Annotated in this window: 17 protein-coding genes; 11 read left to right on the top strand and 6 right to left on the bottom strand. The window is 59.5% G+C overall.

Going from position 1 to position 18,528, the window contains the following annotated elements:
• Positions 1-72: 72 nt before the first annotated feature.
• The 7 genes from AB6729_RS16860 (at position 73) to AB6729_RS16830 (ending at position 8,282) form a co-directional block, all read left to right on the top strand.
• Complete coding sequence (locus AB6729_RS16860; protein WP_371082825.1) at positions 73-1,044, top strand: hypothetical protein; 972 nt, start codon at positions 73-75, stop codon at positions 1,042-1,044.
• A 3-nt stretch (positions 1,045-1,047) separates the two neighbouring features.
• Positions 1,048-1,617 carry a GNAT family N-acetyltransferase gene (locus AB6729_RS16855; protein ID WP_371082824.1) on the top strand — a complete coding sequence of 190 codons (570 nt, stop codon included), beginning with the start codon at positions 1,048-1,050 and terminating at the stop codon, positions 1,615-1,617.
• A 64-nt stretch (positions 1,618-1,681) separates the two neighbouring features.
• Positions 1,682-2,965: a sorbosone dehydrogenase family protein gene (locus AB6729_RS16850; RefSeq protein ID WP_371082836.1), complete on the top strand. Its 1,284-nt coding sequence runs from the start codon at positions 1,682-1,684 to the stop codon at positions 2,963-2,965.
• Positions 2,966-3,117: 152 nt separating this feature from the next.
• Complete coding sequence (locus AB6729_RS16845) at positions 3,118-4,110, top strand: RNA polymerase sigma factor (RefSeq protein WP_371082823.1); 993 nt, start codon at positions 3,118-3,120, stop codon at positions 4,108-4,110.
• 45 nt (positions 4,111-4,155) lie between these two features.
• On the top strand, positions 4,156-4,962 hold the full coding sequence (locus AB6729_RS16840) for an anti-sigma factor (protein ID WP_371082822.1): 807 nt from the start codon (positions 4,156-4,158) through the stop codon (positions 4,960-4,962).
• Positions 4,959-6,284, top strand: coding sequence for a hypothetical protein (locus AB6729_RS16835; protein ID WP_371082821.1), 1,326 nt, complete (start codon positions 4,959-4,961; stop codon positions 6,282-6,284). Before AB6729_RS16840 ends, AB6729_RS16835 begins: the two co-directional genes overlap by 4 nt.
• 6 nt (positions 6,285-6,290) lie before the next feature.
• Complete coding sequence (locus AB6729_RS16830) at positions 6,291-8,282, top strand: DUF4097 family beta strand repeat-containing protein (protein WP_371082820.1); 1,992 nt, start codon at positions 6,291-6,293, stop codon at positions 8,280-8,282.
• Positions 8,283-8,366: 84 nt separating this feature from the next.
• Here AB6729_RS16830 and ndk read toward each other — a convergent pair whose 3' ends face one another.
• From ndk to sucC, 5 genes are all read right to left on the bottom strand, one after another.
• Complete coding sequence (ndk, locus tag AB6729_RS16825; protein ID WP_047497502.1) at positions 8,367-8,783, bottom strand: nucleoside-diphosphate kinase; 417 nt, start codon at positions 8,781-8,783, stop codon at positions 8,367-8,369.
• 57 nt (positions 8,784-8,840) lie between these two features.
• Positions 8,841-10,151, bottom strand: a complete 1,311-nt coding sequence (locus tag AB6729_RS16820; protein WP_371082819.1) for a nitrogen regulation protein NR(II) — start codon at positions 10,149-10,151, stop codon at positions 8,841-8,843.
• 227 nt (positions 10,152-10,378) lie between these two features.
• The gene (gene sucD / locus AB6729_RS16815; protein ID WP_371082818.1) at positions 10,379-11,251 is read right to left on the bottom strand and encodes a succinate--CoA ligase subunit alpha; all 873 of its coding nucleotides are present in this window, start codon (positions 11,249-11,251) and stop codon (positions 10,379-10,381) included.
• A 57-nt stretch (positions 11,252-11,308) separates the two neighbouring features.
• Entirely contained in the window at positions 11,309-11,662 is a 354-nt protein-coding gene (locus AB6729_RS16810; RefSeq protein ID WP_371082817.1) for a four helix bundle protein, read from the bottom strand.
• Positions 11,659-12,858 carry an ADP-forming succinate--CoA ligase subunit beta gene (gene sucC, locus AB6729_RS16805; protein WP_371082816.1) on the bottom strand — a complete coding sequence of 400 codons (1,200 nt, stop codon included), beginning with the start codon at positions 12,856-12,858 and terminating at the stop codon, positions 11,659-11,661. The genes AB6729_RS16810 and sucC overlap by 4 nt, the downstream gene beginning before the upstream one ends.
• Positions 12,859-13,014: 156 nt before the next feature.
• Here sucC and trpD point away from each other — a divergent pair, with 156 nt between their 5' ends.
• The 3 genes from trpD (at position 13,015) to AB6729_RS16790 (ending at position 16,684) form a co-directional block, all read left to right on the top strand.
• Positions 13,015-14,037 carry an anthranilate phosphoribosyltransferase gene (gene trpD, locus AB6729_RS16800; protein ID WP_371082815.1) on the top strand — a complete coding sequence of 341 codons (1,023 nt, stop codon included), beginning with the start codon at positions 13,015-13,017 and terminating at the stop codon, positions 14,035-14,037.
• Positions 14,038-14,096: 59 nt separating this feature from the next.
• Positions 14,097-14,876, top strand: coding sequence for an SDR family NAD(P)-dependent oxidoreductase (locus AB6729_RS16795; RefSeq protein WP_371082814.1), 780 nt, complete (start codon positions 14,097-14,099; stop codon positions 14,874-14,876).
• Positions 14,877-15,052: 176 nt separating this feature from the next.
• On the top strand, positions 15,053-16,684 hold the full coding sequence (locus AB6729_RS16790; protein ID WP_371082813.1) for an ABC-F family ATP-binding cassette domain-containing protein: 1,632 nt from the start codon (positions 15,053-15,055) through the stop codon (positions 16,682-16,684).
• Between the two features lie 249 nt (positions 16,685-16,933).
• Here the strand turns inward: AB6729_RS16790 and AB6729_RS16785 are convergent, their stop codons facing one another.
• Positions 16,934-18,058 (bottom strand): glycoside hydrolase family 76 protein, encoded by a 1,125-nt coding sequence (locus AB6729_RS16785; protein ID WP_371082812.1) that lies wholly within the window; start codon positions 18,056-18,058, stop codon positions 16,934-16,936.
• Between the two features lie 65 nt (positions 18,059-18,123).
• Between AB6729_RS16785 and AB6729_RS16780 the strand changes: the two genes are divergently transcribed.
• Positions 18,124-18,525: a DUF2237 family protein gene (locus AB6729_RS16780; RefSeq protein WP_371082811.1), complete on the top strand. Its 402-nt coding sequence runs from the start codon at positions 18,124-18,126 to the stop codon at positions 18,523-18,525.
• Positions 18,526-18,528 lie beyond the last annotated feature (3 nt).

Here is an 18,528-nt window from a genome sequence, read left to right as displayed (position 1 = left end):
CGGACGGGCTGAAGCCCGTCCCCTTCAAAACCTTTTCCCGGAATGATTACGGTCGCGCTATTCTGCTGTGGAGTGGAACCGCGACGAAAACGCCGGCTGTATTCCCTGGGCATTCCCCTTGCGCTGATTGTGGTGCTGATTGTGGCGCTGGTGCTGCGCTTTCATGCGCCGCCTGAAGTGGCGCGTCTGCTGCCGGAATCCGATGCCATCCTCTACATGAATCTGAAGCCGGTGCGTACGGCGACACACTTCGATGAGAAGTCGGTTGCGCCTTCGCCGGAGTATGCGAAGTTTCTGGATGGTACGGGATTCCACTGGGAACGGGATCTGGACCGCATCGCCGTCTCCGTGCATCGCATGCCTAACCCGAATGGGCCGAATGGCGTGGTGGCGTACACGGGTGTGATGGAGGGCCGATTCGATTCGCGCAAGCTGACGGAGTATCTGGAACACAACAGCGTTGCGACGGAGAATTACGCGGGGCATACGGTGTACACCGTTCCCGGCAATGAAGGCCGAGTGATGCGTGTGAGCGCGCTGGGATACGACATGGTTGCAGCGAGCAACATGCCCACACCGGAACAGATTCATTCTGTGATTGATCGGTATGCGGCGGGGGCTTCGCCGTTGTCGGGGTCTTCGCTGCTGTCGCTGCGGTATCGCGAGGTGCCTTACTTTGCGCTGGCGTGGGGCATTGGGCATGTGGGGTTGCCGTTCAGTGATCGCGGCAATATCCAGGTGTTTGGTGTGACGCTGCCGATGAGCGAGGATACGGATTTCATCGTGTCGCTTGCGTTCCGCGGAAGCCTGCAATTGCGGGTGGAGGAGCTTGCGCCTACCGAAGCGGATGCGGTGCAGACAGCGGCGAATCTTGCCACCATCCTGACGCTGGTGCGCGGCTTTTCGCAGGGGACGGCAACGCCGCAGGATGCTGTGTTGCACCAGGCGTTTGCTTCGCTGAGCGTGGAGCAGAAAAAGACTCGCGTGGTGATTACGGGTGATGTTTCGCGTTCGCTGCTGAGTGAAGCGGTGGGCGGGAAGTAAGGCTTGAGTTCCCGATTTCATATTCGTACTGCGACGCTGGAGGATATTCCTGCGCTGCATCGGCTGATTGAGGCTTCGGTGCGGCAGTTGCAAACGAACGAGTACACGGCAGAGCAGAGGGATGGTGCGCTGGGCCATGTGTTCGGCGTGGATACGCAACTGATTCAGGATGAAACGTACTTTGTAGCGTGTCCGGCAGAGCAGCCGGAGGTGATTGCCGGGTGTGGTGGGTGGAGTTTTCGCAGGACGCTGTTTGGAAGCGATCACGGGCCGGGAAGAGTTCCAGAGGTGCTTGATCCGGCAGTGGATGCAGCGAAGATTCGCGCGATTTTTATTCATCCGGAATGGGCGCGGCAGGGTTTGGGTTCCCTGATCCTGGAGCACTGTGAAAATGCGGCGCATGAGGCCGGGTTTCAGCGGTTTGAGATGGGATCGACCCTGACCGGTGTGGCGCTGTATGCGCTGAAGGGATACCAGGAACGGGAACGCGTTGAGGTGCCTCTGCCGAACGGAAGCCGCCTTCCGATTGTGCACATGGTGAAGCTGGCTCAGCGTGTCGATGTGGCAACGTGAGAGCGGCTGATTCATGGCGTTCGATTGCAGTTGCAAAATGCGTGCGCAGGGCATTTCATGGGGCATGGACAACTTCCGTCGCGCCGCCGTTTTTTGTTCTGCAATTCTGTTCGCCTCGACACTTGCCGCGCAGGTGAAGACGGGGCAGGATGCCTTTGAAAATGCCGTGGATGAAAAGCCCGGCAATCGCATTCACATTACGCTGGCCGATTTGCCCGCGCCGCATCCCGATGAGACGGTGGCGAATGGGCCGCAACTGGTGCCGCGTAATGGAGCGGTTCCGGTTGCGAAACCGGGGTATCGCGTGGAGCTGTATGCCGAGGGCGGATTCAAGATACCGAGACTGATCCGGACGGCTCCGAATGGCGATCTGTTCCTGGCGGATTCGGGCACGGGGTCGGTGATTGTGCTGCGTGGTGTTGGTGCGAATGGCCGGGCGGCGCAGCGCGAGGTGTTTGCGACGGGATTGAACAAGCCGTTTGGCATCAACTTCTGGCCCGCGGATAACCCGCAGTATGTCTATGTGGGGAATACGGATTCCGTGGTGCGTTTCCCGTATAAGAGCGGCGACATGAAGGCCACGGGCGCGGCGGAGACGGTGGTCAGCGGCATTCCGGCGGGTGGTGGGCACTGGACGCGCGATGTGGTGTTTTCCAAGGATGGCCAGCGGATGTTTGTGTCCGTCGGGTCGGGGTCGAATGTGGATGACCCGGATACGCATGCGACGGAGAAAAATCGCGCGGATGTGCTGGAGTACAAGCCAGATGGCACGTTTGTGAAGGTGTTTGCCTATGGCATTCGCAACTGCGTAGGCGAGGCGATTCAGCCGGAGACGGGTGAACTGTGGTGCAGCGTGAATGAGCGCGATCTGCTGGGGAACCACCTGGTGCCGGACTACATCACGCATGTGCAGGAGGGCGGATTCTACGGCTGGCCGTGGTGGTACATGGGTGGCAAGCAGGATCCTCGCCATGCCGGGAAACATCCGGAATTGCAGGCAAAGGTGATTACGCCGGACGTGTTGATGCAGCCGCATAACGGCTCGCTGCAGATGACGTTTTATGAGGGGAAAGGGCTGCCGGGTGTGACGAAGGGCGACATCTTCGCCGCGGAACATGGTTCCTGGAATCGCAAGGAACGCACAGGGTATGAAGTGGCCCGTATCCCGGTGAAAAACGGCAAGGCACTGGGCGAATACGAGGACTTTCTGACTGGCTTTACCACGCCGGATGGCAAGGTCTGGGGGCGGCCGGTGGGCATCACGATTGCGAAGGATAACTCCATCATCGTTGTCGAAGATGGGGCGAATACAGTCTGGCGTGTGACGAAGGCTGAGAAGCAGAACTAAATCAGTCCGAAATCCAAAGAAACAGGGGATTTAGCAAGGGATGGGACGGATGCTTCGGCGTTCGTCCCACTTTTGTGCCAGAGGCACATTTGCCTGTGAAAAAGAATGCTTCCGTGTGGAACTGAATCGCAATCTCTTGCGTACTGCATTTCATGGGTACGCTGTCCATTGCGATGACGCCGATGTTCCCCGGGATGACGGGCTGGAAGATGCCAGCCGCACCCCGTTCTGCAAAGGTTCTGCCGCCGCGGCCTGCGGTGGTTGAGGCTCCGGCAGCCGCGGTTGAGGAGCAGAAGACGCCGCGCCGCGGGAAGAAGGTTGCGGAGGCGAACATTTTGAGTTTGCGCGGGCAGGACCTGCCGGTGATCCGCGACCGTCGCGGCGCGTTGACGGATGTGCCGCTTGAGGCATCGGCAACGGGCGATGCGCACGGTACACTGTCGCAACTGGCAGAGGGACAGAATTTGCAGCGTTCACCAGAGGAAAGTCGGAATCTGGAACCGTGGAATGCGGCTGCGCCTTCTGCGCCCGTAATGGACGCGGCAAAGGCGCAGGAGCTGCAAGCGCTGCACCGGCTGGTGTATGCGTGCCTGCGCGGCGATTCGTCCGCGTGGCAGCAACTGGTCGTCGCGCAGCATCGCCGGGTGTACGGCATTTGCTATCGCTTTACGGGATCGCCCACGGATGCGGAAGACCTGACGCAGGATGTGTTCCTGAAGGTCTACAAGAATCTGCCTGGGTTTGATCCGGAAAAGGGCGCGTTCACGACGTGGCTGACCACGTTGACACGCAACATGCTGGTGGACCACTTTCGCCGCACGCGGCTGGACCGCGCGACGGATTCGCTGGATGAAAACCTGCACGACGAAGACGGCCCCACCATGGCGGAACGCCTGGCCGACACACGGCCGAACCAGATGGAGCAGGTGGCGCGACAGGAGATGCGGGTTCGCATCCAGCATGCGCTGAAACAGCTTTCGCCGGAGTTGCGCGAGGCTGTGATCCTGCGTGATCTGCAGGACATGGATTACCGAGAGATTGCCGCGGTTCTGCGTGTGCCGGAGGGCACCGTAAAGAGCCGAATAAGCCGGGGTCGCGCCGAGTTGGCGCGGATGCTGGGACGCACAGAGAGGAAGGTGATGTAGGTGAGCGATGAGAAGACAAATTCGACAGAGGGAGGAAAGAAGCGCATGAGCCGGCTCACCTGCACGCAGTGCGAGACCATGCTGCTGGACGCCGCGGACGGCGTTCTGCTGGCCGAAGACGATACGCATTTCCGCCTGCACCTGGCCGAATGCCCGTCCTGTGAAAAGCTCTACGAAGAGATTCGCAAGGGCAACGCATGGATGGACATGCTGAAGGAGGAGGACCCGGTTCCGCCAGCGAACATGGTGGCGCGCATCCTGATGCGGACCAGCGGTAATGAAGGCCTGGCCAGCGCCATGGCGGCGCAGGTGGCGCATTCCGGTTCCTTGTTCGGGCATAGCCAGGGCGCAAAGGTTCTGCCCTTCCGCGCACCAGAGCCGAAGACGGCATGGGCGCGCATGGTGCATACGGTGATGCAGCCGCGCTTTGCCATGACGGCGGCGATGGCGTTCTTCTCCATTGCGCTGACGTTGAATCTGTTTGGTGTTCACGTTGGCGCACTGCGTGCCAGCGATCTGAAGCCCTCAAGTCTTCGCCGCAGCTTCTGGAGCATGAACAGCCAGGTGGTGCGGTATTACGACAACCTTCGCGTGGTGTACGAACTGGAATCGCGTGTGCGGGAGATGCAGCGCGATACCGACAGCGGGACGCAACGCGGCATTACCAACAACCAGCCGGAGAAGAAGGACGATTCGGAACAACGTCCCGTACCCTCTGGACAGCCTCGCAGCAGTTCGCCCTTTCCCAGGCACGAACTGCACGGCGATTGGCGCCAACCGCACTTCCAGGAAGTGCAGAGCAGCAGAGAGACTTCCGCAGTGGATCATCGCGGAAAAGGAGAGCAAGCATGAGCATCCAGGACAACAGCGATCAGCAGGGTTACACTGCGCCGGGTGCTTCCGCGGGTTACGATCCGCAGATGGGTACGCACGGCACGAACTATGACCCGGCAGGGGCAGTTCCTCCGCCTCCGCCACCACCCTATGCTTATCCTCCACCGCCGGGAACGCATATTCCCAACCCTCTGCTGGCGGGTCTGCTGGGCTTTATCCCCGGCGTAGGCGCGATGTACAACGGCCAGTTTGCCAAGGGATTGGCGCACCTGGCAATCTTCGCTGTTTTTGTTTCTCTGAGCAGCCATGTCGCCGACATCTTCGGGATTTTTGTGGCGGGCTGGGTGATCTACATGGCTTTTGAGGCCTACCAGACGGCGCTTGCGCGCCGCGATGGAAGCCCACTGCCCGATCCGTTTGGCCTGAACAACATTGGCGAGCGCTTTGGCTTCCAGCCACAATCGCATCCGGACTTGAATCGCACGTGGTCGCAGACGGTGGGCCGCATGCCCGGCGCTGCACCGGCGATGGAAGAGGCGCGCTATGACGCGGCGACGGGAGCCAGCTATTACTCGCGTACCGATGCTGCCGGAAACACGAGCAGCTATCAGGTGGATCCCGCGGGGAACGTGTATTCGCAAAACACCACGCCGGTGCCGCCAGCAGGCTACGCACCTCCGCCAGCGGGTTATGCACCTCCGCCTGCGGGCTATGCGCCGCCGTATGATCCAGCCGCGTATGGTGTGCCTCCTGTGCCGCCGCCGGCTTATGGCATGCCTCCTGTGCCGCCGATGCCTCCTGTACCTCCGGCGAAGCAGATTCCTGCCGGTGCGTTCTGGCTCATTGGTCTGGGTGTCCTGGCGCTGATATCCACGCTGCATCCCTTTGCCTTCCTTGAGGGCGAGGCCATGGGCGGACTGTTTGTGATGGCGCTCGGTGTATTCCTGTACATTCGCCGCCGCATGGCATTACGGGCGGTTTATCCCGAAGGCAGCCCCATGCTGGATTGGGGCAGTGCGGGAGCGTACCGCGGCGCAACGATCCTCTTTGTGGTGGGTCTGTTGACGCTGCTGCAGGGAGTCCACGCGATCTCGTGGGGTAATTCCTGGCCGATCCTGCTGATTGCCATCGGCGCGCTGATGCTGGCGGAACGTGTGGCACAGAGCAAGATGGCCGCGAGCCAGCCGATGTATCCGGGATATCCGGGTTATCCCGGACAGCCGGGCCCGGTTGTGCCCGAGGAGCCGGTTGCATCCAAGGATGAGCCTGTTTCATTTGTGCCGAAGTACACGCGGCCAGAGAACGATCTGAACGCCGACAACGGCGAGGAAGGACGGTAAAGAGCCATGAGCACGACACCTCCAAACCAGCCTCCCTATCCTCCGAGTGGAGATCCGAACGCACCGTTCGACCCCACCAACGTCAACGATCCGCGCTATGACCCCAGCCGCGACCCGCGTTATGATCCGCGCTGGCAGAAGGCGCAACAGCGGTTCTATCGCGATCAGCAGCGGATGGCCGATCGCCAGGGCCGGGCACAGCAGAAAGCTGCCGCGGCGGCATGGAAGATGCAGACCCGCGTGCAGCGCGACCAGATAAAGATGTACTGGCGCGGCCATCGGCGGACTTCGCTGATTGGACCGATTCTGCTGATCACGATTGGTGTGATCTTCTTCCTGATCCACTCGGGCAAACTTTCCACGATTGGTTTCTTCAACTGGTACGCGCACTGGTGGCCGCTGCTGTTCATTGCGGTGGGCGTGTTGCGGCTGGTGGAGTGGGGCATTGATCGTGCCATGGCTCCCGCGGATGCACCGCCGATGCGTTACAGCATTGGCGGCGGCGTGATCTTCGTGCTGGTGGTGCTGGCCTGCATTGGCCTGGCAACGCATACGCTGCAATGGCGCGCGGACAACAACGGTATGCAGTTCTTTGGCTTCAAGGGCGAAGGGATGGAACATTTCTTCGGCCAGAAGCACGAGGAAGATGCCGCTCCAATCCTGCGGACGATCCGGTCGGGTGGGTCGTTATCCATCGTGAATCCGCGCGGCGATCTCTCCGTGGCGGGAACGAGCGATGATGGGCAGATTCACCTGTCGGTGCACAAGTCGGTATACACAAATTCAGATAATGCGGCGACGGACCGTATGCGTGATCTTTCGCCGGTGTTTGAAGGTGCGGATGACAACCTGACGCTGCGTGTTCCCACGGTGCAGGGCGGTACAGCCGATGTGACGCTGCTAGTGCCTCCCACAACCCGTCTGCTGCTGAACAGCACACGCGGTGACGTTCATGTGACGAATATGAAGGCGCCGCTGGTGGTGACAGCGGACAACGGCGATGTGGAAGTGGCAGCCATCACCGGCCCGGTGCAGGTGCACGGCAACAATCGCCATCACGACGTGAATATCCGCAGCGTTGCGGGTGATACGACGGTGGACGGCACCGGCAACGAAGTGACGTTGACCGACATTACGGGAAGCGCGACGATTCATGGCGACTTCTTTGGCGGAGCGAATGTGCAGCGTGTGAGCGGACGGGTGGCCTACAACAGCAGCCGCACCGATCTGAGTTTCTCGCGGCTGTACGGCAGTTTCTCCATCGATCGCGATGACATTGAGGCGGACCAGGTGGTGGGACCTGCGCTGGTGCAGACCCGCAGTCGCAACGTGACGCTGGATAAGGTCTCCGGCGAACTGAAGGTAGTGAACAATCACGGTGACGTGAAGGTGGATGCGGCGCTGCCGGTTGGCTTAATTACCATCGACAACCAGAATGGCTCCGTGACGCTGACGCTGCCGGACAAGGGCAAGTTCAATCTGCAGGCAGAGACCAGCGATGGCGATGTGAACAGCGAGTTCGATTCCACGAATTCGCCGGGCAAAGGCATCCTGACCGGTACGGTGAACGGTGGTGGGCCTCAGGTGCGGATCAACACCTCGCACGGTGACATTAACGTAAGCCGCAATACGGCGGGTGGTGGTTTGAAGCCGCCGGCTGCGCCGCAGAAGCTGTCGGGTGTGCCGGTTCCTCCCATGCCACCCACACCACCGGATACCCTCACTATTCAGATGCCGGATGTGAACGCGATTACGGCGAACGCGTTGAAGCAGGCGGAAGATGCGCTTGCGGCCAGCCAGAAGTCGCTGGAGGATGCAAAGGACCTGACCCGGGAACAGAAGGACCATGCGCGCCGGGAGATGGAGCAGGCGCGCGAAAAAATGAAGGAAGCGCGTGAGAAGCAGAGGCAGGCGGAACAGTTGTCGCGCGATGCTGCTCGAAGAGCGAAAGAGCAGGCCGATCAAATGGCACGCGAGGCTCGAAAGCAGGCACCGTAAGCCTGTTGCCAGTACAAATACCGAGGCCGCTTCCAGGTGGGAGCGGCCTCAGTGTTTGTACTGTTCTGTACTGCAAAAGCGGAACTACTTCACTTCGTAACCGGCGAAGAAGTAGCCGATCTCAAAAGCTGCGGTGTCCTCGGCATCGGAGCCGTGGATCGCGTTCTCTTCGATGGATGCGGCGAACTGCTTGCGGATGGTGCCTTCTTCAGCGTTGGCCGGGTTGGTGGCGCCCATCAGCTTGCGCAGGTCAGCAATCGCGTTGTCCTTCTCCAGAACCATGGGGAAGATGGGACCGGAGGACATGAACTTTGTCAGGTCCTTGAAGAAGGGGCGCTCGCTGTGAACGTGATAGAAGCCCTGCGCCTGCTCGTCGGTCAGCGACATCTTCTTGATGGAGACGATCTTGAAACCAGCCTCTTCAATCTTGGCGAGAATGGCTCCGGTGTGACCCTTGCGGACGGCGTCCGGCTTGACGATGGAAAACGTGCGCTGCGACATGGTGCTCCCTAGGTGAGTTGTGATCTCAACCCTACAATTGTACCGTTTTTTGTGGATTCAGGCGGCTCGCGCTATCCGTTCGTCTTCAGAGGATTGCTGTTCTATGACGACAGCATCCGGGATGAAGACGGAAAATGTGGTGCCGCCGTGGCTTCCGCCGCCTGTCCGGGAACGCATGGAGATACGACCGCCCATGCGGATGGCCAGCGTGCTGGAAATCCATAGACCCAGACCCGAGCCCCTGGCACCCTTGGTGGTGTAGAAGGGCTCGAAGATGTGAGCGGAGGTATGGCGCGGCATGCCGTGTCCGGTATCTGAGACGAGGATGCGGATGCCGGATTGGCCGGTGTGCCGATCGCGGGCGGGGGCGGTCCGCAGCGTCAGTGTGCCGCCTTCCTGACTCATGGCATCGATGGCGTTGCCCACCAGATTGTTAAGGATCTGGCGCACGTCGCCTTCCGCGCAACGGAACGCCGTGGATGGACGGTGCCTGCGATGAATCTGGATGCGGCGATGATGGAGCCGCCCCTGATGCAGCGACAGTACGGAGTCAATTAATGCTTCCGGGACGACTTCCGTTGGTATGGTACCGGCGCGCTGGAAACGCAGTGTCTGCGACACGATCTGCGTAACACGCGCCAGTTCTTCTTCCGCCTGGCGCAGGTATTCGTCCGATTCGCTGGAGAGGGATGTGTCATGCCGCACGATATAAAGCAGGTTGGTGACGGCTTCGAGAGGGTTGTTGATCTCGTGGGAGATGGAGGCTGCGAGACGTCCTACCGCGGCCAGTTTCTCCGATTCCAGAAGACGATCCTCGGCGGCGCGTTGCTGCGCCCGGAGCTGCTGTGTGGCGGCGCGTTCGGTTGCTACGGCGATTTCTCGCTGATGCAGTTCCTTTTCCCTGGCAAGGTCGCGTTCGATGCGGGCCGCGGCGTCGCGTTGGCGCAGCGCTTCCGTCTGCTCGTACTGGGCGTGCTCCAGACGTTCCTGCAGGTGGTGTAGCGAGGTGCCGTCCTGAATCGTGACCACTGTTCCTTTGCCGTTGGGCAGCGGGACGGAAGACCCAAACACATGGATGGGCTTGCCTGAGCGGGACCACAAGACCTCGTTCACGTTGCGAATCTTTTCGCCTGTGGTGGCGGATTGAAGGAAGGGGCAGGAGTTGCGGTCGTAGACGCTTCCGTCTGCGTGACGGGCGTGCAGAAGGGCGTGGATGTCTGCACCCAGGAGTTCGGAAACTTCATAGCCGAACATCCTGGCGGCGGCCGGATTCACGTGGGTGCAGATGCCTTGCGCATCTATTGCAAAGACCGCAACGGTTACATGCGACAAAAGGTCATCCGCAATGTTTTGCGGTGTTTTCTCCACGTCCCTTCGTCGTCCCGGCCTTTCCATTGCTGCTTCTCCAAGGCAACGAAGCTCCGTCAAGCAACCCTGCTACTCAAGATGGATGCAAAAGATGGCTGTGGCGTCTTTTCAGGGATTTAAAGGGTTTCTCCGGGTAACACGGTTCTTTGAGGCGGTGAAAGAGGGACCGGGAAAGACAACAGGGGACGCCGTGTGGCGTCCCCTGAGAGGCTGATGGTTAGGAAGGTTTACTTTCCGAGTACCCGCGCCATGGTTTCTCCAATGTCGGCGGGCGATTTCACCACGTGGATCCCGGCGGCAGTCATGGCTTCCATCTTGCTTTCGGCTGTGCCTTCACCGCCACTGATGATGGCTCCGGCGTGGCCCATGCGGCGTCCCGGAGGCGCTGTCTGACCTGCGATGAAGCCGACGACGGGCTTCTTCACGTGCGCCTTGATGTACTCGGCTGCCAGCTCTTCGTTGGTGCCGCCGATTTCGCCGATCATGACGATGGCCTCGGTGTCGGGGTCGTCGTTGAGCATCTTGATGGCGTCAATGTGTTTGGTGCCGATGATGGGGTCGCCGCCGATGCCGATGGCGGTGGACTGGCCGATGCCGCGCTGCGTGAGCTGATGGACGGCCTCATAGGTGAGCGTTCCAGAACGGGAGACGATGCCGACGTGGCCCTGCTTGTGAATGCGACCGGGCATGATGCCGATCTTGGCCATGCCAGGCGAGATGACGCCGGGGCAGTTGGGCCCAATCAGGATGGACCTGGAATCCTGCACGACGGTCCACGCCTTCACCATGTCCAGCACTGGGATACCTTCGGTGATGCAGACGACCAGCGGGATCTCCGCGGCAACGGCTTCCATGATGCCGTCCGCCGCAAACGGAGGCGGAACGAAGATCATGGTGGCGTTTGCGCCGGTTGCCTTCACGGCTTCTTCCACCGTGTTGAATACGGGCCAGCCTTCATGCGTGGTGCCGCCCTTACCGGGGGTTACGCCGCCGACAACCTTGGTGCCGTACTCCTGGCAGCCCTTGGCGTGATAAGTGCCTTCGCGGCCGGTGATGCCCTGCACAATGAGGCGGGTTTCGTTGTTTACCAGAACTGCCATCTTCGTTCTCCTCAGCAGAGGGAACAGGGAACAGGGAACAGGGAACAGGGTTCGAGGCTAAATCTTGTTCATCATCGCTACGAGCATTTTTCCGACTTCGTGCGAGAGTGACTCTGATTCCTTGAACTTCACTGGGTCTCCGAAACCTAACTCTCCTGCAATCACCAACTGCGTTTGAACTTCCATATTGGACCCGCGAGCCATGCCGAGAAATTGCTTGTACTCTCCCGTTGACCTGCGACCGTAACCTTCTGCGATATTGCTTGCTACTGACACCCCGGCACGCCGGAGTTGGCTCGTTAAGCCGTAAAGCTCTTCCCTCGGAAATGTCGCCGTCAGCTTGTAGAGAGCAACGCTCAGTTGGACTGCTCTCTGCCAAACGATGAGATCCCGATAGGATTCGCCAATCACACTGTTCCCTGTTCCCTGTTCCCTGTTCCCTGAGCTGCCTCCACGGCCAGCTTTGCAGCTTCTGCCATCGTCGCTCCTACCGCATACTTCAGGCCGGACTCCGCAAGGATTTTGCGGCCTTCTTCGACGTTGGTGCCTTCGAGACGAAGGATGAGAGGAAGCGTGACATTCAGATTGCGCGCTGCTGCGACGACTGCGGTTGCCAGTACGTCCACGCGCAGGATGCCGCCGAAGATGTTGATGAAGATCGCCTTCACGTTCGGGTCGGCGAGCAGGATGGCGAAGGCTGCTTCAATCTGCTGCTGGTTTGCGCCGCCACCTACGTCGAGGAAGTTGGCAGGCGAGCCGCCGCTGTACTGGATGATGTCCATCGTCGCCATCGCGAGACCAGCGCCGTTCACCATGCAGGCAATGGAGCCGTCGAGGCGGATGTAGTTCAGCGAGTCCTTGCTGGCTTCCACTTCAAGCGGGTCTTCTTCGCTGATGTCGCGGAGTTCCTTCAGGTCCTTGTGACGGAACATCGCATTGTCGTCGAAGTTGATCTTGCAATCGAGCGCGAGCAGCTTGCCGTCCTTGGTGGTGACGAACGGGTTGATCTCAAGCAGCGAGCAATCCGTTTCCACGTAGGCCTTGTACAGACCCATCATGAAGCTGACGGCCTGGTTGATCTGCGAGCCTTCGAGGCCGAGCTTGAATGCGAGATTGCGTGCCTGCCAGGGTTGGAGGCCGAGCGCGGGCTCGATGGCTTCCTTGTAGATGGCGTCCGGATTCTCGTGCGCGACTTCTTCAATCTCCATGCCGCCTTCACGCGATGCCATGAAGGTGAGCTTGCCGTTGCCGCGATCCAGCGTGACGCCGAGATAGAGTTCGCGGTCGATAGCGGAACCCTGTTCGATGAGCAGGCGCTGCACCTTCTGGCCCTGGGGGCCGGTCTGGTGCGTGATGAGCTGCATACCGAGGATGGCCTTGGACGCCTCGTTGGCTGCGTCGATGTTCTTGGTGACCTTCACGCCGCCGCCCTTGCCGCGACCGCCTGCGTGAATCTGCGCCTTGACCACAACGACGGGGTTGCCCGCGTCAAACAGGCCCTTGGCTGCGCGGTCGGCCTCTTCCAGCGTGGTGACCATTTCGCCTTCGGGGACGGGGACGCCGTATTTCCGCAGGATCTCTTTCGCCTGGTACTCGTGAATCTTCATCGTTCAGAACAACTCCGGAGCGGCGTTTTGTCCGGGGACAAAGCGCTCTTGGTTCAACACGGCTCATGGTAGCGGAGCGCGATGAAACACGTAAATGGATATCGCACGTGTGTTCGGTTATCGGATTACATCGCGCATCTGCGACCATGGAGATGCATGGCTTCCACCGATCTCTTTCAGTCTGTAGTCCACCACGGCGAGACGCTGCGTTTTGACGGCGCAGAACAGTTATTGACCGCTCTTTTGAACGGCGCGTTTGACGAGAGCGAGATGGCTGCTCTGTTGACGGCGTTGCATCGTCGTGGCGAGTCGGCAGAGGAGTTGGCGGGTTTCAACGCGGCGATGCGACGTGCTGCAACGACGTTGCCCCTGAGTGACGAAGAGCGCGAAAACACTGTCGATACGTGCGGTACAGGCGGTGATGGATCGGGAACGTTCAATATCTCCACGGCGGTGGCACTGGTGGCTGCGGCGGCGGGAGTGACCGTTGCAAAACATGGCAATCGTGCCATTACGTCGCGCAGCGGGTCCGCGGATGTGTTGCATGCGCTGGGCATTGAAACAGAGCATACGGCGGAGTCGGCAACGGCTGCGTTGCACGCGCATGGTTTCGCTTTTCTACTGGCGCCGAGGATGCATCCGGCTATGAAAATCGTCGCACCGGTGCGACGGGCGTTACCGTTCCGAACGGTATTCAACCTGCTGGGACCGATGACCAATCCGGCGGGAGCAAAGCGTCAGGTGCTGGGTGTGTACTCTGCCGAGGCGGTGGATCACGTGGCCCATGCGCTGGCCCATAGCGGCCACATGCATCATGCGCTGGTGGTGCATGGCGCGGGTGGTCTGGATGAGTTGTCGCTCTCCGGAGAGAGCATCGTCACAGAGGTGAAGGGGAGCAGCATACGCCGTTACACAGTGACACCGGAGAGTGCGGGATTGCAGGCTACAGACGATCCTTTGGCCGGTGGCGATGCGGCAGAGAATGCCGCGATTCTGCGCAGCATCTTTGCAGGAGAGACAGGGCCGCGACGGGATATTGTGTTGCTGAATGCGGCGGCTGTGCTGCAGGTGGCGGATGTCGTACAGAATCTGGCTGAGGGCGTGCAACGTGCTGCTGTCGTGATTGATAACGGTGCAGTGACAACGCTTGTGGACCGCTTGAGCGAGCGTGTGCGGTAGTCTTCCACGCACCCTTGGGCTTGTCGGCTCCATCTAACGACTCGAAGAGGGGACAGGACATGGATCTGGGACTCAAGGGAAAGCGTGCACTTGTAACGGGATCGACTGCGGGCATTGGGCTGGCGATTGCGAAAGGGCTTGCGGCGGAAGGTGCGACTGTCTGGATTAACGGACGCACGCAGGAACGCGTAGACGCTGCGCTGAAGCAGGTTTCTGGCGATGTCCATGGCATTGCTGCGGACCTGAGCACGGCGGAAGGCGCGCCGGCATTGTTCAAAGCGCTGCCTCAGGTGGATGTGCTGGTAAATAACCTGGGCATCTTTGAGCTGAAGCCGTTCCTTGAGATTGATGATGCAGAGTGGATGCGTTTTCTGGACACGAACGTGTTGAGTGGTGTGCGCATTACGCGTCAGTATCTGCCCGGGATGCTGGAGCGTAAGTGGGGACGCGTGTTGTTTGTCTCCAGCGAAAGTGGTGTCCAGATTCCGCCGGAGATGGTGCACTACGGCGTGACAAAGGCCGCGCAGATTGCACTGGCGCGTGGCATTGCGGAGACGATTCCAGCGAGCGGCGTTACGGTAAACAGCCTGTTGCCGGGGCCGACTGAGAGCGAAGGCGTTACCGCGATGATGGAAAAGATCGCGAAGGAAAAAGGCATCACTGTTGAGGAAGTGGAGAAGCAGTTTATTGCCACGGAACGCCCATCGAGCCTGAACAAGCGACTGGCCAAGGTGGAAGAAGTGGCCGCGATGGCTGTCTACCTTTGCAGCGAGCAGGCAAGCGGAACAAATGGTTCGCCAGTGCGTGTGGATGGCGGTGTGGTGAAGAGCGCCTGGTAGTACTTCGTACTGTCCTCGACGTGCTTTGCACGTGTTGTGGCTGGCTGGACCGGATCTTTTGGTTGCCGACGTCCGAATGTGGAATGTCGGCAATTCTTTCTGGGTAGTAGCACCGTCTTTAGTGCAACGCGATAAGCTGTTTCGCTTGATATTCGCTGCATGAGAGAATTGAAGTGATGATCTCTGTCTCGAATGTCACGATGCGGTACGGCTCGAAGATTCTGTTTGAGGACGTATCGACACAATTTATTGCGGGCCGTCGTTACGGTCTGACCGGTCCGAATGGCGCGGGTAAGTCGACCTTCATGAAGGTCCTTACCGGCGAGCTGGAAGCACAGAAGGGCACCATCGTGCGGCCGCGCAAGTTGGGCGTCCTGAAGCAGGACCAGTATGCCTTTGACGCCTATCGCGTGATCGATACCGTCATCATGGGCAATGCGCCGCTGTGGGCCGCTCTGGAAGAGCGCGAGACGCTGTACAACAAAGCCGAGCTGACCGACGATGACGGCATTCGTCTTGGCGAGCTGGAAGGCGTTGTGGGCGATGAGAATGGCTATGAAGCCGAGGCCGATGCGGCCATCCTTCTGCAGGGCCTCGACATCCCCGACGAGATTCACGAGCGCAAGATGAGCGAGTTGCAGGGCGGCCAGAAGGTGCGTGTGCTGCTGGCGCAGGCGCTGTTCGGTGAGCCGGATGCGCTGCTGCTGGACGAACCGACGAACTATCTCGATCTTGAGTCGGTGCACTGGCTGCAGGACTTCCTGCTGGCGTATCGCGGCACGCTGATTACGATCTCGCATGATCGCCATTTTCTGAATGCGGTCTGCACGCACATCGCCGACATCGATTACCAGACGATCATCACCTACAACGGTGGCTATGACGACATGGTGATGCAGAAGGTCAGCGTCCGCACACGCATCGAATCGCAGAATGAAGAGCGCGAAAAGAAGATTGAGCAGTTGAATGACTTCATTGCGCGATTCAGTGCCGGTACGCGTTCGTCGCAGGTGAACAGCCGTAAGAAGGAAGTGGAGCGTCTGGCCACGACAGAGCTGGCGCGTTCCAACATTCAGCGCCCGTTCATCCGCTTTGATCTTTTGCGTCCCAGCGGCAAGCACGTCCTCGAAGTGGAGAACGTTACGCACACCTATGACACGCCTGCTCCCGATGGAACGCATGGGCCTGTGTTCAAGCCTTTCACGTCGCAGTTGATGCGTGGCGAGAAGGTCATTCTGATGGGTCGTAACGGTACGGGCAAGACGACGCTGCTGAAGTCGTTGCTCTCGGGCATGCCGGACCTGCAGGACAATGACTTTCCGCGCTCCGCGGGTGAAGTGAAGTGGGGCCATGAGGCGCAGATTGGTTATTTTGCGCAGGACCACAAGGCTGCGATTCAGCACGGAACCACGGTTTCAGAGTGGCTGCACGGCTTTGATCCGAAGAAGTCGACGGAAGAGATTCGCGGCATCCTGGGTCAGATGTTGTTCCGCGGTGAAGAAGGTCTTAAGAAGACCGAGGCGCTCTCCGGTGGAGAGGCTGCACGTCTACTGTTCTGCAAGTTGATGATGCAGAAGCCGAACATCCTTATCCTGGACGAACCGACGAACCATCTTGATCTGGAAAGCATCAATGCGCTGAACCAGTCGCTGCAGAAGTATGAAGGCACCGTGCTGCTGGTGACGCACGATCAGGACCTGATTGAGGAAGTGGGCACACGTATCTGGCACTTCGAGCATGGACAGGTTACCGATCACAAGGGGCCGTACGAGGAGTATCAGCAGCAGCTTGCGATGAACGCGAAATAGCTCTCTCGCAGTAAGAATGAAGCGGTCACTTTGGTGGCCGCTTTCTTTTGTTTGTCATTCTGAGCGACGCGAAGAATCTCAAAGGATTTCACACTGGCAATGCAGCATCCGGCTTTTTTGCGAGAAAGCTTGTGGATGTATCGGTTGGGATACGTCGTTGGGATTCTTCGTCGCTTTGCTCCTCAGAATGACGGGCGTTGTTACTGGGCGTTCTGATGCGCGTTGTTACTGGGTGTTCTGACGGATGCTTTAATGGTCGCTTGCGGCTGCTACGAGCGCGTCCAGTGCGGAGACCTGTGTGCCTGCATTGATCTCTGCGGGAAGCCCGCTCCACACCACGCCTAGCTGATCCTTGCCTGTGCGCGCGTGTTCCCAGATGCTGGCAGCATTTGTGGCGAAGAAGGCGCGATAGCGGGGTTCATGCAGGTCGTGATCGAGAATGCGCAGATTGCGCACGAAGATACCTTTGAACTGGTTCGCATCGGAACCGCATTTCGGTTCGCAGGTGTCATGCAGGATGCCGTTGCTGTCGGTGAGATGGGTGAGTCCGGCATCGGCGAGAACGCGTGCATCGTCCAATGCTTTTGCGTCATGCGTGGCGCGCGAGTATTCGGCTAATGCGCCGAGCACGACGCCCTGGTTATAGGTCCATACGTTGCGTTTGTTGTTGCGGCAGGTGCCTTCGGACTTGTTGATGTCAAGGCCGTCGTTTACGAGATGGTCGGCGTTGATCATGCCGGAGGATTGGAACCATGCCCATTCCTTCTTTGCCCATGCCAGTGCTTCGGCACGGTCCGTGTGTGTGCCGCGGCGTGCAAGCGATGCGCTAACGTCAAAGAAAAGTTCGTTGGCGATGGCGTTCTTGTAATGGCGCTTCTTGCTCCACCAGATGCCGCCGCCGCAGGTGTCATCCCATCCGGTCTGCATGTCGCGAAAGATGGACTGCGCCATGGAAAGGTACTGCGGCTTCGATGTGAGGTCGTAGGCGTCGATCCATGCCAGGGCCCACCAGCCCTCGTCGTCGTAGAACTCGTTCAGGAAACCGGGATTGCCGCTCATCTTTGTAAGTTCACCGGTTTGTTCGGACCTGGGGACAACGATCTGCGCCTGCGTGAAGGTGTTGCTTACGAGGGCTTCGTTGGTGTGAGGCAGGCCCGCGTGCATGGCGTCCACCAGCACGGTGATGGCGTTGGCGGAGTTCCACCATCCGGTGGTCCGATACAAGCCCGTGCGTTGCACATACCAGCGCTGCAGCGCGGTGATGCCTGCTTCCACGCGGCGCATCGCTTCTTTGTGCGAGACGGCCGGTTGCTGTGCCGGAAGCGAGACTGCAGTAAGAACGAGAACGGCGAGAAAGAAGCGTCGCAGAAACATGCTCACAGTTGTACCGGGTGTGCGGCGGCTCTGTCTCGCTCCTATACTGGAAGAAGGAGTGTCGCATGTCATTTGTAGAACCCGTCAAAGCGGAATCGAAGAACGTATTGGGTCAGCCAATGCAGACATGTGGCTGTGATCCCATGACCGGCTTCTACCGCGATGGATGTTGCGACACCGGGCCGGATGACGTGGGTGTGCACACGGTGTGCTGCGTGGTCACGGAGGAGTTCCTGGCTGTATCGAAACACCTGGGCAACGACCTGATGACGCCGATGCCGCAGTACGGCTTTCCGGGGCTGAAGCCGGGTGATCGCTGGTGTGTGTGCGCGGCGCGTTGGCTACAGGTGTTTGAGGCGGGTGCAGCGTGCCCCGTGGTGCTGGAAGCTACGCACGAAAACACACTGCGCATTGTCCCCTTTGAACTGCTTTTGCAACACGCCGTGATCCCGGACAAGCTGCACTAATCG

The organism is Terriglobus sp. RCC_193 (genome assembly GCF_041355105.1).
In the GTDB taxonomy this organism is placed as follows: Bacteria; Acidobacteriota; Terriglobia; order Terriglobales; family Acidobacteriaceae; genus Terriglobus.
This window is presented reverse-complemented; position numbering and strand designations above follow the sequence as displayed.

Bases quoted from the DNA above. Each gene is read 5' to 3' on its own strand.
- AB6729_RS16850 (WP_371082836.1), top strand. From the start codon at position 1,682: ATGGACAACTTCCGTCGCGCCGCCGTTTTTTGTTCTGCAATTCTGTTC.
- AB6729_RS16845 (WP_371082823.1), top strand. From the start codon at position 3,118: ATGGGTACGCTGTCCATTGCGATGACGCCGATGTTCCCCGGGATGACG.
- AB6729_RS16840 (WP_371082822.1), top strand. From the start codon at position 4,156: ATGAGCCGGCTCACCTGCACGCAGTGCGAGACCATGCTGCTGGACGCC.
- AB6729_RS16835 (WP_371082821.1), top strand. From the start codon at position 4,959: ATGAGCATCCAGGACAACAGCGATCAGCAGGGTTACACTGCGCCGGGT.
- AB6729_RS16830 (WP_371082820.1), top strand. From the start codon at position 6,291: ATGAGCACGACACCTCCAAACCAGCCTCCCTATCCTCCGAGTGGAGAT.
- ndk (WP_047497502.1), bottom strand. From the start codon at position 8,783: ATGTCGCAGCGCACGTTTTCCATCGTCAAGCCGGACGCCGTCCGCAAG.
- sucD (WP_371082818.1), bottom strand. From the start codon at position 11,251: ATGGCAGTTCTGGTAAACAACGAAACCCGCCTCATTGTGCAGGGCATC.
- sucC (WP_371082816.1), bottom strand. From the start codon at position 12,858: ATGAAGATTCACGAGTACCAGGCGAAAGAGATCCTGCGGAAATACGGC.
- trpD (WP_371082815.1), top strand. From the start codon at position 13,015: ATGGCTTCCACCGATCTCTTTCAGTCTGTAGTCCACCACGGCGAGACG.
- AB6729_RS16795 (WP_371082814.1), top strand. From the start codon at position 14,097: ATGGATCTGGGACTCAAGGGAAAGCGTGCACTTGTAACGGGATCGACT.
- AB6729_RS16790 (WP_371082813.1), top strand. From the start codon at position 15,053: ATGATCTCTGTCTCGAATGTCACGATGCGGTACGGCTCGAAGATTCTG.
- AB6729_RS16785 (WP_371082812.1), bottom strand. From the start codon at position 18,058: ATGTTTCTGCGACGCTTCTTTCTCGCCGTTCTCGTTCTTACTGCAGTC.
- AB6729_RS16780 (WP_371082811.1), top strand. From the start codon at position 18,124: ATGTCATTTGTAGAACCCGTCAAAGCGGAATCGAAGAACGTATTGGGT.